Origin of the sequence: Streptomyces yangpuensis (assembly GCF_001005295.1) — a bacterium.
Lineage (GTDB): Bacteria > Actinomycetota > Actinomycetes > Streptomycetales > Streptomycetaceae > Streptomyces > Streptomyces yangpuensis.
Genome location: NZ_LBMK01000009.1, coordinates 22424 through 36181, shown reverse-complemented (window position 1 = coordinate 36181; position 13758 = coordinate 22424). Strand labels below are relative to the sequence as shown.

13 protein-coding genes are annotated in these 13758 nt (G+C 74.8%); 5 read left to right on the top strand and 8 right to left on the bottom strand.

What is annotated here, in order from left to right:
- Nucleotides 1-8 precede the first annotated feature (8 nt).
- Complete coding sequence (locus AAT21_RS30780; protein WP_046780286.1) at nucleotides 9-779, bottom strand: glycerophosphodiester phosphodiesterase family protein; 771 nt, start codon at nucleotides 777-779, stop codon at nucleotides 9-11.
- A gap of 172 nt (nucleotides 780-951) precedes the next feature.
- Here AAT21_RS30780 and AAT21_RS30775 point away from each other — a divergent pair, with 172 nt between their 5' ends.
- Nucleotides 952-2454: an SCO1417 family PLP biosynthesis transcription factor gene (locus AAT21_RS30775; RefSeq protein WP_046780285.1), complete on the top strand. Its 1503-nt coding sequence runs from the start codon at nucleotides 952-954 to the stop codon at nucleotides 2452-2454.
- Between the two features lie 106 nt (nucleotides 2455-2560).
- On the opposite strand, the gene AAT21_RS30770 is transcribed toward AAT21_RS30775, so the two are convergent.
- Both AAT21_RS30770 and AAT21_RS30765 read right to left on the bottom strand, forming a co-directional pair.
- Complete coding sequence (locus AAT21_RS30770; RefSeq protein WP_046780284.1) at nucleotides 2561-4129, bottom strand: P-loop NTPase family protein; 1569 nt, start codon at nucleotides 4127-4129, stop codon at nucleotides 2561-2563.
- 68 nt (nucleotides 4130-4197) lie between these two features.
- Nucleotides 4198-4392, bottom strand: a complete 195-nt coding sequence (locus AAT21_RS30765; RefSeq protein WP_030031218.1) for a hypothetical protein — start codon at nucleotides 4390-4392, stop codon at nucleotides 4198-4200.
- A gap of 300 nt (nucleotides 4393-4692) precedes the next feature.
- Here AAT21_RS30765 and AAT21_RS30760 point away from each other — a divergent pair, with 300 nt between their 5' ends.
- Both AAT21_RS30760 and AAT21_RS30755 read left to right on the top strand, forming a co-directional pair.
- The gene (locus AAT21_RS30760; protein WP_046780283.1) at nucleotides 4693-5109 is read left to right on the top strand and encodes an ankyrin repeat domain-containing protein; all 417 of its coding nucleotides are present in this window, start codon (nucleotides 4693-4695) and stop codon (nucleotides 5107-5109) included.
- Nucleotides 5110-5429: 320 nt separating this feature from the next.
- Nucleotides 5430-6827 (top strand): hypothetical protein, encoded by a 1398-nt coding sequence (locus AAT21_RS30755; RefSeq protein ID WP_046780282.1) that lies wholly within the window; start codon nucleotides 5430-5432, stop codon nucleotides 6825-6827.
- A 150-nt stretch (nucleotides 6828-6977) separates the two neighbouring features.
- On the opposite strand, the gene AAT21_RS30750 is transcribed toward AAT21_RS30755, so the two are convergent.
- The 5 genes from AAT21_RS30750 to AAT21_RS30730 form a co-directional block, all read right to left on the bottom strand.
- The gene (locus tag AAT21_RS30750) at nucleotides 6978-8006 is read right to left on the bottom strand and encodes a hypothetical protein (protein ID WP_046780281.1); all 1029 of its coding nucleotides are present in this window, start codon (nucleotides 8004-8006) and stop codon (nucleotides 6978-6980) included.
- Nucleotides 8003-8575, bottom strand: a complete 573-nt coding sequence (locus AAT21_RS30745) for an RNA polymerase sigma factor (protein ID WP_046780280.1) — start codon at nucleotides 8573-8575, stop codon at nucleotides 8003-8005. Before AAT21_RS30745 ends, AAT21_RS30750 begins: the two co-directional genes overlap by 4 nt.
- 93 nt (nucleotides 8576-8668) lie before the next feature.
- Nucleotides 8669-9535: a 5-oxoprolinase subunit C family protein gene (locus AAT21_RS30740; RefSeq protein WP_046780279.1), complete on the bottom strand. Its 867-nt coding sequence runs from the start codon at nucleotides 9533-9535 to the stop codon at nucleotides 8669-8671.
- Nucleotides 9532-10161: a 5-oxoprolinase subunit B family protein gene (locus tag AAT21_RS30735; RefSeq protein WP_063838166.1), complete on the bottom strand. Its 630-nt coding sequence runs from the start codon at nucleotides 10159-10161 to the stop codon at nucleotides 9532-9534. The genes AAT21_RS30740 and AAT21_RS30735 overlap by 4 nt, the downstream gene beginning before the upstream one ends.
- Nucleotides 10158-10925 (bottom strand): LamB/YcsF family protein, encoded by a 768-nt coding sequence (locus tag AAT21_RS30730; protein WP_046780459.1) that lies wholly within the window; start codon nucleotides 10923-10925, stop codon nucleotides 10158-10160. Before AAT21_RS30730 ends, AAT21_RS30735 begins: the two co-directional genes overlap by 4 nt.
- Before the next feature lie 116 nt (nucleotides 10926-11041).
- Here AAT21_RS30730 and AAT21_RS30725 point away from each other — a divergent pair, with 116 nt between their 5' ends.
- Together AAT21_RS30725 and AAT21_RS30720 are read left to right on the top strand one after the other, a co-directional pair.
- Nucleotides 11042-12544, top strand: a complete 1503-nt coding sequence (locus tag AAT21_RS30725) for a hypothetical protein (protein WP_235439290.1) — start codon at nucleotides 11042-11044, stop codon at nucleotides 12542-12544.
- 295 nt (nucleotides 12545-12839) lie between these two features.
- Entirely contained in the window at nucleotides 12840-13742 is a 903-nt protein-coding gene (locus AAT21_RS30720) for a hypothetical protein (RefSeq protein WP_030964622.1), read from the top strand.
- Nucleotides 13743-13758 lie beyond the last annotated feature (16 nt).

Here is a 13758-nt window from a genome sequence, read left to right as displayed (position 1 = left end):
GGAGCGGGTCAGGCCCAGGCGCCGCGCCGGTCCAGCACCGTGCGCAACAAGTCGATGTGGTCGGTCATGATGCCATCGACACCCAGGTCGAGAAGAGCCTCCATACGTTCCGGTTCGTTCACGGTCCACACGTGGACCTGCAGTCCGCGCGCGTGCGCGGTCCGTACGAAGCGCTCGTCGACCACGCGGATGCCCGCCTGGGTCTCCGGGACCTGGGCGGCCACCGCCCCGACGCGCAGCGCCGCCGGGATCGCGTACGAGCGCAGCCGCAGCCCGACCACCCCTCGCACGCCGTACGAGGTCGCCAGCCGGGGGCCGGCGATCCGCTGGGCGCGCGCCACCCGGCTCTCGGAGAAGGAGCCCACGCAGACCCGGTCCCAGAGCCCGGCCCGCGCGATCAGGTTGACCAGCGGGTGCAGCGCCGACTCCGCCTTGATGTCGATGTTCCAGCGGGCGTCCGGGAACTCCTCCAGCAGTTCCTCGAAGAGGGGCAGGGGCTCGGTGCCCCCGACCCGGGCCTCGCGGACCTGCTTCCACGGCAGCTCGGCGATCCGGCCCCGGCTGTCGGTGACCCGGTCCAGCGTGGAGTCGTGGAAGGCGACGAGCTTTCCGTCGGCCGTGGCGTGCACATCGGTCTCGAAGTACCGGTAGCCGGCCCCGGCGGCGCGGCGGAAGGCCGCGGCGGTGTTCTCCAGCCCGTCCGCGGCACCTCCCCGGTGCGCGAAGGGAATCGGAGCCGGGTGGTCCAGATACGGATGGCGAAGGCGTACGTGCGTCACGGCGGCAGTATCCCCCGTGGCGGCCGGGGCCGGTGGTACGCGAGGTGAACGGGATGCAGGGGGTCGCGTACGGCCTGGTGCGAGTGGACTGACTCGTGGCACGCTGTGCCCCGGACAGCAAGCCAATCCAGGCCTCCTCCGGGGCCAATCGGACGAAAGTGGACCGCACGCCATGGCCGAATGGACCTCAGCGGTCGGTGCCGCACAGCTGGCCCGTCTCATCACCTCCCAGCAGGAGCGGACCGCCGTACCGGGCGCCCGCAAGCCGCCCGCCTACCGCATCCTCGCCGACGGGATCCGGCTGCTGGTCCTGGAGGGCCGCGTCCCCGTCGCCGCCAGGCTGCCCGCCGAGCGCGAGCTCGCCGTCGCCCTGTCCCTCAGCCGCACCACCGTCGCCGCCGCCTACGAGGCCCTGCGCGGCGAAGGCTTCCTGGAGTCCCGCCGGGGCGCCGGCAGCTGGACCTCCGTCCCGGCCGGGAACCCGCTGCCCGCCCGCGGCCTGGAGCCGCTGCCGCCCGAGTCCCTCGGCTCGATGATCGACCTCGGCTGCGCCGCCCTCCCCGCCCCCGAACCGTGGCTGACCCGGGCCGTCCAGGGCGCCCTGGAGGAACTGCCCCCGTACGCGCACACCCACGGGGACTACCCGGCGGGCCTGCCGGCGCTGCGCCGGATGCTCGCCGACCGCTACACCGAGCAGGGCATCCCCACCATGCCCGAACAGATCATGGTGACCACCGGGGCGATGGGCGCCATCGACGCCATCTGCAGCCTCTTCGCCGGCCGCGGTGAGCGGATCGCCGTCGAGTCCCCCTCCTACGCCAACATCCTCCAGCTGATGCGCGCCGCCGGCGTCCGCCTCGTACCGGTCGCCATGGGCGACGGACTGACGGGCTGGGACATGGACGTCTGGCGGCAGGTCCTGCGCGACTCCGCCCCGCGCCTCGCCTATGTCGTCGCCGACTTCCACAACCCCACCGGAGCCCTCGCCTCCGAGGAACAGCGCCGCGCCATGGTCGAGGCGGCCCGCTCCGCCGGCACGGTCCTCGTCGCCGACGAGACCATGCTGGAACTCCAGCTCGATCCGGACCTGGAGATGCCCCGCCCGGTCTGCTCCTTCGACCCGGGCGGCAGCACGGTGATCACCGTGGGCTCCGCCAGCAAGGCCTTCTGGGCGGGCATGCGGATCGGCTGGGTCCGCGCGGCCCCCGACGTGATCCGCAGCCTGGTGGCGGCCCGCGCCTACGCCGACCTGGGCACGCCGGTGCTGGAGCAGCTCGCGGTGAACTGGCTGATGCGGACCGGCGGCTGGCAGGAAGCGGTGGAGGTCCGCCGGCAGCAGGCCCGGGAGAACCGCGACGCGCTGGTCGTGGCGGTCCGGCGGGAGCTCCCGGACTGGGAGTTCGAGGTCCCGGCCGGCGGCCTGACCCTGTGGGCCCGCGCGGGCGGCCTGTCCGGCTCCCGTCTGGCCGAGGTGGGCGAACGGGTCGGCGTACGGGTCCCCTCGGGGCCCAGGTTCGGCGTGGACGGAGCCTTCGAGGGCTACGTCCGGCTGCCGTTCACCGTGGGCGGCCCGGTGGCTGAGGAAGCCGCCACCCGCCTGGCGGCGGCAGCCCGCCTGGTAGCCACGGGCGCAGGCGACAGTGGCACGGAACCGCCCCGCACGTTCGTCGCGTAACGCGGGATGCACGAGACCGAGCGGCGGATGCGCGCAGAGCACGGGAGCCGACGACATCGGGAGCCCCACCCCACCTAGCCCTGGCCCGGCCCGGGCCGGGCCAGGGCTAGCTCTCCGGCGCCTGCCCCTGGAACGCCTTCGCCAGCGCCGCCCCCGGCGCGGGCCCCTGCTGCCGCTCCGGCAGGAGATCGAGCACGGCCTGCCGGTGCGCCGGATGCGTGCCCTCGTCGTAGGGGTCCGGGGTGGCCGGCACCTGGAGCCGGTGCACCGGCCCGGTGCCCAGCCGGGCGTACCCGCGCCCCGGCGGCACCTGCGCCGTGGGCGTGGTGTGCGGCGGCAGCCCCAGCACGTCGGTGATCTGCTGGGTCCCCGCCGGACCGAGCACGATCCGTGCACGGGTGTGCTGCCACACGGCGTCGTGCAGCACCTCCAGGTGGTCGAACTGCTCGGCCACCGCCACCGTGACGTGCGCCGGCCGGCCGTGCCGCAGTGGAACCTGCAGGTGGTTCATCGGATCGGGCCCGCCCTCGGCCACCGCGAGGTGCGCCAGCACGCTCGGCTGGTCCAGCAGGATCCACAGCGGGCGCCGGGTGTCCTCCGGCGCGGGCCGGCCGGTCTCGCGGGCCCGGTGGATGGCGATGAGCCGGCGTTCGGTCTCCTGCGCGGCCCACTCCAGCGTGGCGACCGCGCCGACCGGCCCGCACTCCACGGCGAGGACCCCGCTGCGGCCGGTCAGGCAGGCGTACTCGCCGGTGCCGCCGCCGTCGACGATCAGGACGTCGCCGCCGTGCCGCAGGGCCTGCAGGGCGAGGGAACGGAGCAGGGTGGAGGTGCCGCTGCCCGGCTGGCCGACGGCGAGCAGGTGGGGTTCGGTGGAGCGGGGGCCGGTGCGCCAGACGACCGGGGGGACGTCGCGGGGCAGGTCGCCGTCCAGTACGGGCAGGGTGCGCTGCACGGTGGCGGAGTCGGTGAAGCCGAGCACGCTCTCGCCCGGGGAGGTGACGAACGGCTGGGCGGCGATGCCCGTCGGCAGCGCCGGAAGCACGCTGAGGTCGAGCCGGTTGCCCTCCTCGTCCCAGTCGAAGAGGTACTCCCGGCCGCGTCCGGACTTGGCGTGCAGCAGTGCCTCGATCCGGGCCCGTGAGGCGGCCTCGCCGTCGGTGAAGTACGCCGGGTAGCGGATGTGGAGCCGGGTGATCCGGCCCGCCTCGTCGAACTCGTAGCCGCTGAAGGCCTTGTCCCACTCCCCGCCGTGGGCGAAGAGCGGACTGGGGTCGTCGGGGATGGAGAAGTACGGCACGAGGGCTTCGTAGAGGGAGCCGAGCCGTTCGGCCTCGGTGTCGCTGGGGCCGGTCTTCGCGGGGGTGCGGTCGCGCCCGTGCCAGGCCGCGGCCGCCATGAGGGTGATCAGGGCGAGCAGCGGCCCGTAGGGGACGAGTGCGACCACGAGGACGCAGGCGGCGCCCAGGAACAGGGCGGGACCGCGCTTGTCCTTGGGGGTCTCGGCCCATTTGCGCCGCCCGGCCGCGGCCAGGACGCGCAGGCCGCGCCCGATGACGAGGAGCGGATGGAGGACGTCCGTGGCACTGTCGGCGGCCGTGCGAGCGAAGTCGCGGCCCCGGGCCAGCGACGCGGTGCCGCTGCTGAGAATGCGGGGAAGTGGGCGCCGGGCCACGGGCGTCTCCTGGAGTTGTGGTCGTGAGCGTTGTTCCGGGTGGGGCTGGGGTTCCTGCTCGGGGGCGGCTAGAGCTTGATCCCGCCGAGCAGGCTCGCGAGGCTCGCTGTGCTCGCCGTGATGCTCGGGGCGATGGCGGAGCCGGCGAGGAAGAAGCCGAAGAGCGAGCAGACGAACGCGTGGGTCAGCTTCATCCCGTCCTTCTTGAAGAACAGGAAGCAGATGATGCCGAGCAGGACCACACCTGAGATGGACAGGACCATGGGGGTTCTCCTGGTTGGTGGGGACAGTCACCATCAGTTGTTCCAGGCTCACAGGAAGTATCAATGCGAAAAAAGGTGCATATGGGTGAATCTGTGGGTTTTTCACTTGACCGGCTCAGCCCGGGTGGCGCGCCAGCCGCGCAGGGGGTCCGGGGTGATCCATCCCTCGGACCGGCCCGGACATGCGCAGGCCAGGGCGCTACTCTGGCGATTCACCCGTACGGCCGCAGTGCCGTGCACCCCTGCCCGCACGGCCCGGGGAAGCTTCATGCCAGCACCGAGTGAAAGGCGGTACGCGCGATGAGCGAGCACACCGAAGGCGCCTCCCCGGAGGGTCCCGACGAGGACGTCATCGAACTGGCGACCAAGATCTTCGACCTCGCCCGTCAGGGCGAGAGCGCGCAGCTCGCCGCGTACCTCGACGCCGGGGTCCCGGCGAACCTCACCAATGACCGCGGCGACACCCTCGTCATGCTCGCCGCCTACCACGGCCACGCCGACACCGTCACGGCACTGCTGGCCCGCGGCGCCGAGGCCGACCGTGCCAACGACCGCGGCCAGACCCCGCTCGCCGGTGCGGTCTTCAAGGGGGAGGGGGCGGTGATCCGCGCCCTGCTCGCCGGAGGGGCCGACCCGAACGCCGGAACCCCCTCCGCGGTGGACACGGCGCGCATGTTCGCCAAGGCCGACCTGCTGGAACTCTTCGGAGCCGAGTAGTCCGCTTTTTGCCGGGCCACGACCGGCGCAGAGCTCACAGGTTGGTCACGGCGGCCGTAAATGTGGTCGCGGCGCACAAACCGGCTGGGTCATCATGGCGTCGGATTCGATTCGCGAGCACGGGGGACGGGCAGACGGGCAGGACACACAGGGTGTCCGGCCCCGGTCCGGCCACCCCTGGTCACGAACCACCGACGAGAGTGAGAAGGCAATGGTCTACATCGAGCGGAACAAGACGGCGGACGTCCTCACATGCTGTTACGCGGCCCTGTGAATCCCGATTCCCGGTTGCGTCCCCAGCTTGATTTGAGGCCATTCCCATGTTCGAACCAGTCATAGCGCCGAGCGGTACCCTGCTCGGCCTCCTCCAGCGGGGCCGTGGCGACGGCACGCTGCACGCACTCGCGGCGCCCAGGGCGGAGGCCCTCGCGGCCCTCAACCAGTGCGTGCTCCGTGATCCGCGCCAGGACTGGCAGGTCGAGAACCGCTCGCTGTACTACGCCAGGCTCTACCTGGACCTCGACGGCCCCCTCGGCGAGATCGAGAGCCACCTCTTCGGCGCCGACGACCTCGTCGACGACACGGACCACCGCACGGGCCTCGCCCTGTCCGTCCTGGGCCACCTGGCCTCGTACGGACGCGACGACGCGCTCATGCTGCTGCGCCGCTACGCCGCGTCCGGAGCCAACTGGGCGTGGGCCCTCGACGAGCTCGCCCTGCGCGACGACGACGAGGGACTGCGGTCACTGGCCGCACCCGTCCTCGCCCGCTTCCCCGCCACCGCGGAGGGTGAGGCGCGGCTTGCCGCCGCCGTCCGCGACGCCTACGAGCCCCGGCCGTGGTGCCTGTGGGAGGAGTCCCCGCTGTACGGGGAGCGCTTGAGCGCCGCCCGTAGGCAGGGCTCCTTCGACCGCTGGCAGCGGCAGCTGACCCCGAGCGGCCCCCGGCCCGGCTGGGGCGTCCAGGCCGTGTTCGACTGGGCCGCCGAGGGCCTGCGCCGCGGCACCCCGCTGCACGTGCCCGCCGCCCGCTGTCTGGCCGCCGTGGCCCAGCCCGAGGACCGCTCCGCCATCCTCGCGGCCGCCGCCGGCGCCGACGGGGAGGCCGCCCGGGCCACCGCCCTGCACCACCTGGTCCTCGCCGAGCCGGACAACCCGGCCGTGCTGGACCTCATCGAAGCCGCCGCCGACGAGCCCGCCGTGGCCGCGTACGAGCGCATGTGCGGCCCGGAGGCCGTCGAACGCGCCCGGCGCTGGGTCCACCGGCCCGACGCCCTCGGCGAGGCCGCCGCGGCCGTCCTGGCCGCCCGGGGCGGGGCCGAGGACGCACCCCTGGTCCTGAGCGCCCTGCGGTCCACCGTCCGCGGCTCGGGCCCCGACACCCAGCGGCTGTTCGCCCTGGTCGACGGGGCCGGCCGGCTCGCCATCGGCTGCGCGGCGCCCGTACTGCGCCACGTCTACCGCGAGACGTCCTCGTCCCACCTGCGCGGCCGGGCCGCGCGGGCCCTCGCCAGCACCGACCCGTCCTTCGCGGCCGGCTTCGCCGTCGAATGCCTCTGGGACTGCGAGGAGACCACCCGCGAGGTGGCCGCCCGCCACGCCGAGACCGCCGACGCCCGGGTCGCCCCGCGCCTGCGCCGCCTGGCGTCGGACCCCGCGGAGGAGGAGGACGTACAGTCCGCGGTCCGCAGCCGCATCGCCCCGGAGTCGGCCGTGTAGCGCCCCCGGGAAGCCGAACCCCCGCGCCCGGGCCCCGTGACGACGGAGCCCGGGCGCGCGCGTTCCCGCACGCGGGCACGGCTCCGCCCCGACCCTCGTGGCGGGGCCGGGGCGGACGGCCCGTCCTGCCGGATCCGGGCGCGCGGGGGGTCAGCGAGGCGAGAGGGGAGTGTCCGGCGGAGGGGGAGCGTCCAGGGCGTAGTCGACCTCGCAGGGCGTGACCTTCGACGTCTCCTTCACACCGGCACCGACCTGGTCCGAGGGGTTCGCCGGCTTCGAGAAGACGAGGGTGTACCCGGGCGGAACCGTCTTGGCGTTGATCTTCAGGCTGTTCATGTCGTCCCTGTCCCGCAGCTCCGCCTCGGGGTCGGCCTGCGGACCTCGGTACCCGCCACCCGGATGCGGGCACTCCGCCGCGGGCTTCGACTCGCTCACGGCCACGCTGATCCCCTGTGCCTGCAGACCGCGCACCACTTCGGGCAGTTCCCCGGCCGTGGGCCGAGGAATGCGGAGGGTGCCGGCGGGCTCTCCCACGGGGTAGCCGGCGCCGGCCTTCAGTATGTCGTCCAGGCCCTCGGAGTAGTCGACGCGGCAGGACGGGACCTTGGAGGTCTCGATCACTCCGTAGCCGATGCTGCGGCTCTGGCCGAACGGGTAGTAGTCCGCCCACGTGAACGTGAGCGAGTACCCGGGCGGCACCGTTTTGGCGTCCACCTTGAAGGAGAAGCCGTCGGCGGAGCGCTGATTGACCTCCGCGGCGGGGTCCGCCTGCGGCCCGCGGTAGCCCCCGCCGGGCTCGGAGCACTGCGACCGAGGCCGCATCGGTACGAGCACCGCCGGCACGCCGAGCTTCTTCAAGGCGTCCACGAGCGCCGGGACCTGAGCGGGCTCCGGCATTCCGAACCGCACTGTGCCGTCCGGGTCCTTCCTGATCTCGGGCGCGCCCGTGGCCGACGGGCTGGGCGTTCCCGTGGGGCCGTCGGCGGGCCGGGAGCCGTCGCGGGTGCTCCCGGGCACGGTCATCACCGCGGCGACTGCCACCGTCGCCACGCCCACCGCGAGGGGGACGCCGTAGCGGCGGGCGAAGGAGCGGGCCGGCGTCGGGGGCGGGGTCTCCGGGAGGCGGGCCAGCAGGGCCGCCTTCAGGCGGTTCTCGAAGCCGCGGGGCCTGCTGCTCATCGGGCTACCTCCAGCCGGGACTCGCTCACGGGGCCCGAAGCGCGCAAGGCGCGCCGGGCGCGGTGCAGGCGGACGCGGACCGTCGCCTGTTTGATGCCGAGGGCCTGCGCGGCCTCGGCCGGGGTGAGCTCGTCCACCACCACCAGGTCGAGGACGGCCCGCAGCGGCTCGGACAGGGCGGCGTGGCGCGCGGCCAGGTCCCGGAAGGCCCGCTGGGCGTCGATGCGCTCCTCCAGCGCGGCGACGTCCTCGTCGTCCAGCAGCCGCCGACCGCTCAGCCGCGCCAGCGCGCCGCTCTCCCGCGCCTTCCCGCGGGCATGCCCGGCCAGGACGTTCCGGGCGATTCCGAACAGCCAGGCGACCGGGACTCCCCTGTGACCCCGGTACGTGCCGGCCGAACCCATCGCCGCGAGGAAGATGTCCGCCGTCAGGTCGGCCGCCAGGTGCGGATCTGCGACCCGGCGGGTGACGAAGCCGAGCACGGCGTCGATGTGGTCCTCGTAGAACGTCCCGAATCCCTCGGCCGTGGTGAGATCCGGCGGGCCGGTCTCGTGTCGTGGGCTGTGCACCCGGTTCCTCCCCTGCACCGGGGACCCCGTCGGCCCCCTCACCCCGTACTTGGCCGCAGCCCCCGAAAGCGTTTCACCGGGCCCGTACGAAGGTCACCGGGCCCGTACGAACCTGACCGGAGTGCCCGGCCGGGCCTGCGCCGCCGCGTCCAGCGCCGGGCCCGGACCGACCACCCCGACCACCGGATAGCCGCCGGTCACCGGATGGTCGGCCAGGAACACCACCGGCAGGCCGTCCGGGGGCACCTGGACCGCGCCGAGCACCATGCCCTCGCTGGGCAGCTCCCCGGCCCGCGCGCGTACCAGCGCGGACCCGCCCTCCGTGCGCAGCCCGATCCGGTTGGAGCTCGGCGACACCCGGAACGCCGAGCGCCACAGCCCGGCGAGGGACGCCCCGGTGAACCAGTCCGCCCGCGGTCCGAGCCGCAGCGGCAGCACCAGCTCCGACGGCGCCGCGGGCAGCCCGTACGCGTCCGCGCCGGCCACCGGGTCCGGCCCGGCGGGGCCCACCGCAAGCGTCGTCCCGGCCGTCAGGACCGCCGGCCCGAGGCCCGACAGCAGGTCCGTCGAGCGACTGCCCAGGACCGGCGGGACCGCCAGGCCTCCCCGGACCGCGACGTAGCCGCGCAGGCCCGACTCCGCCCGGCCCACCTCCAGCTCCGCCCCGGCCGGCAGCCCGACCGGTGCTCCCCAGGCCACCGGGCGCCCGGAGACCCGTACCGGACAGGGCGCGCCCGTGACCGCCACGACCGTCGCGGCCAGCGCCCGCAGCGACACCCCGTCCAGGGTCGTCTCCAGCACCGCCGCGTCCGGCGGGTTACCGAGCAGCCGGTTCGCCAGCGCGTACGCCGCCGTGTCCAGCGCCCCCGAGCGGGGGACCCCCAGGTGCGCGTACCCCGGACGGCCCCGGTCCTGGACCGTCGTCAGCGCACCCGCCCGCACCACCAGCAGTCCGGTCACGCCCGCTCCTCCTGTACGAACCGCACCCGGACCCCCGGGGCGAACAGCGCCGCCGGTTCCCGCTCCGGGTCCCAGAGCACCGCGTCGGTGGAGCCGATCAGCTGCCAGCCGCCGGGGGAGGAGCGCGGGTACACCCCGGCGTACTCGCCCGCCAGTGCCAGCGAACCCGCCGGGACGGCCGTGCGCGGGGTCTCCCGGCGCGGTACGTGCAGCCGCTCCGGCAGCCCCGTCAGATAACCGAAGCCCGGCGCGAACCCGCAGAAGGCCACCCGGAACTCGATCGCGGCGACGATGCCCGGCACCTCCCCGGCGGCCACGCCCCACAGCCGGGCCACCTCCGCCAGGTCGGGCCCGTCGAAGCGGACCGCGACCGTGACCAGCGGGCCTTCCCGGCGGGTGAGCGGCGGGACCTCCCAGGAGGCGATCCGGGCCCCGAGCGCGGCCGGATCCCGTACGCCGTCCAGCAGGACGGTCCGGGCCGCCGGTACGAGGTCCCGTACGGGCCCCAGGGCACCCGCGTCCCGGCGGCGCAGCAGCTCGGCGTGGAGCGCGGCGACCTCCTCCGCCGAGTCCAGCTCGACCAGCAGCGCCTGCGCGCCCACCACCAGCGTCCTCGGCGTCCTCACGTGAAGGCCTCCACCCGCACCCCGGCCGCGCCCAGCGCCTCCCGGACGCGCAGGGCGAGCCCGGCGGCGCCCGGGGTGTCCCCGTGCAGGCAGAGCGAGCGGGCCGCCACGGAGACGGCCGAACCGTCGGCGGCCGTCACGGTGCCGCCGGCCGCCATCCCGACGGCCCTCGCCACCACCGCGTCCGGGTCGTGCAGCACCGAGCCGGGCTCGCTGCGCGGCACCAGCGTCCCGGCCGGGGTGTAGGCGCGGTCGGCGAACGCCTCGGGCACGGCGGCGAGCCCGGCCTCCTCGGCGGCGGCCAGCAGAAGCGAGCCGGGCAGGCCGAGGACGGGCAGGCCGCCCGTCGCCCCGGCGCCCGCGGCCAGCCGGACGCCCGCGACGACGGCGGCGGCCTGGCCGGCGTCGTGCACGGTCCGGTTATAGAGCGCGCCGTGCGGTTTCACGTAGGACACCCGTGAGCCGGCCGCCCGCGCGAAGACCTCCAGCGCACCGATCTGGTAGGCCACCTCGTCGGCGAGTTCCCCGGGAGGTACGTCCATGGAGCGCCGGCCGAAGCCCGCCAGATCGCGGTAGGAGACCTGGGCGCCGATCCGCACGCCGCGCTCGGCGGCCCGTTCGCAGACCCGGCGCATGATGGACGGGTCGCCGGCGTGGAAGCCGCAGGCGACGTTGGCGCTCGTGACGACCGAGAGCAGGGCCTCGTCGTCGGTGAGCGTCCAGCGCCCGAACCCCTCGCCGAGATCGGCGTTGAGGTCGATCACCGGAGTGGATGCGATCATGGAATCCATGCGCCGAGCGTAGAGCAGCGAGCCGGGGGACGTTCCGGCCGAACCATGCCGTTTGGGATGTTGTCACTGTCAGCGCCTAGTCTTTGTCCGTGACTTTCCCAGCCCCGGCGAAGACCCTTCCCTCCCCGGCGCCGGGCCCGGCCGCCGACGAGGGCCTGGCCCGGCGGCTGCGCGCCCTCGCCTGCACCGCCCCGCTGCACGACCTCGACGTACGCAAGGCCAATCTGGCGGGCGAGTACGGGATCTACGCGATGGCGGAGGTCGCGCTCGCCGCGATCGACCTGGTCACCCTCAACATGGACTTCGACACGGGTGCCGACCACGAGCAGATAGTGGCCAGGCTGCTGCCGCGCGTCGCGGCCCAGGCCCCGGCCCGCCCGGCCGCCGAGCACGAGCGGGTGGCCCGCTGGGTGCTGGAGAACCTGATCAACGTCGGCAGCGTGGACCGCGGCTTCCGCGCGATCTACGGCACGTTCGGACCCGACGGCGTCTACGTGCGCCGCGACTACGACTTCAAGCTGATCGAAGAGGTCCCCTACGGCGGCGCCGTCTACCTGCGCACCACCGACGAGGCCGTCAACGTCCTGGTCGGCGCCCTCGACACCGACGTCACCAGCGCCCAGATCGCCGCCGAGGTCAAGCTGGAGGTGCTGATCAGCCGCGGGCGGCTGGCGGACGCCCAGCTGGCCGCCGAACAGGCCCGCTACCGGACCGTGCAGTACGCGGAGACCCTGCGCCGGACCCTGGACGCGACCCGGCGCAACGTCCGGGCGGTGGACTGGCTCCAGGCCGTCCCCGACATGATCGCCGAGGCGCTGGAACACGTCGCCGATCGCTACCGCCACGAGAACGCGATCCTGACCAACATCCGCAGGGCGCGCGACGAGGCCGAGGAGCCGGAGAACAAGCGCCGCGCCGCCGAACTCGTCGACATCGTCAAGGACTGCATCCGCCGCCACACCCAGCTGCAGTCCCGGCTGCTGGACGCGGGCCCGCTGTTCCGTGCCGAACAGGACCGCCAGGCCTTCGCCGCCCCGGCGCCGCGCACCGGCATCGACCTGTACGGCCAGCTCGTCGCCCCGATCCTGCCGCTGCCCGTGGAACAGGCGCGCCGGGTCACCGACGCCTTCTTCGCCGCCGGTACCGGGCTGCGCACCCCCGTCTCGGTGCGGGTGGCCGACCTCGTGGAGATCCTGCTCACCCCGCCGGTGGAGCGCGAGCACCTCGGCGCGGAGATGCCCGAGCCCGACCTGATCGCCACCCCGGACGACAGCCGCTTCAGCGAGGAGCAGCTCGCCGCGGCCACGCAGCTCCTGGACCTGCCGCACGACGCCCCGCGCCGGCTGTCCGGCCTGCTCGCCGAGGCCCGGCGCAGCGATCCCGACCTGCCGTACCTGGTGGCCCTGCTGGCCGTCCACGCCGCGAGTCCGGCCGTCGGCACCGCGTACCGCCAGGGCGAGGAGCGGCTGCTCTTCGCCGTCGACGACGGCACGCAGCTCGACGACCCCGAGTTCGGCGGCGCCGACCTCATCGTCGGCACCGCCCTCCTCGATGCCGCCGGCATGGCCGCCGATCGCGCGGAGGCGTCGTGACCTGCCGTTCGCACGCCACCCGGCTCGCGCAGGCCCCCGCCTCGCCCGTGCCGAACCCGGCCCTGCTGGAGCCGAATCCGGCCCGGCCGACGCCCCGTCCAGCCTCGCTGGCGTTTGAGGCGCGGGGTCCGGGGCGGAGCCCCGGGGAACCCGGCTCCGCCGGGCATCCGGCCCTGCCCGGCCCCCACCGCGCGCCGCACCCCGCCCGCACGCCCGCGCCGCCGAACCGGACCCCCCGTCCACCCCGTACCACGCGTACACCCCGTGCCACCCGTACCGCCGAGGAGACCCGCCCGTGAGCGACCACCACGCCGAGCACCCCGCGTGGAGCGAGCCCGACACGCCGTCGGCTCCCGTCGCGCCCGCCACCGGAGGGTCCGTGACCCCGGCGGACGCCGCCGACGCGGCCCGGCTCGTCGCCTTCGGGCTCCAGCCCAAGCTGGCGCCCGCCCGTGACGCCGAATACGCCGAACTGCTGCGCCGCTATCGCGAGGAGCCCGCCTTCGGCCGCCTCGCCGACGCCGTCGCGACCGGCCTCGGCCTGGTCGTCCTGGAGGTGTCCCCGCGCGCCGGCATGGCCGTGGCCGCCGACGAGGACTCCGTCTTCGCCGTCCGGATGGGCGACTACGCCCGCCGCACCGCCGCCGACTCCGCCGACCGGTTCCTGCACGGCCTCGCCCACCTCGCCGTCGCCGCCCTGGCCTTCCCGCGCCCCGAGGACCTCGCCGACGACGGCTACATCGGCCGCGTCACGGTCAACGGCGTCGACGCCTTCGTCCGGCAGACCTGCCGCCGCCTGGAGGAACGCGCCGAGGAACTCGGCGAGAACACCGACCCGGCCTCCGACGCCCCCGGCCTGGAGGCCGCCTGGCGCGTCTACGCCCGCCGCAGCGCGACCGGCGCCACCAAGGACGCCCGCCGCCTCGCCGGCTCCACCACCGGCATCGTCGGCAAGGCCGCCGCCTTCCTCACCGACTCCGGCTTCCTCCAGCGCACCGGGGACGAGGCCGGCGGTACCTACCGCACCACCCCCCGCTACCAGCTCCAGGTCCGCGACATGGCGGGCAGCTCGGCCATGGCCGAGCTCCTGGAACTCGGCGTGGTCCCCGTCAGCGACGGCTCCGCCACCCTGCTGCCGCCGCCCGAGGGCGACGACCTGGAGCTGGCCGCCGACGCCGGACTGCCCTTCCACGCCTGAGTCCTGATCCCCGTAG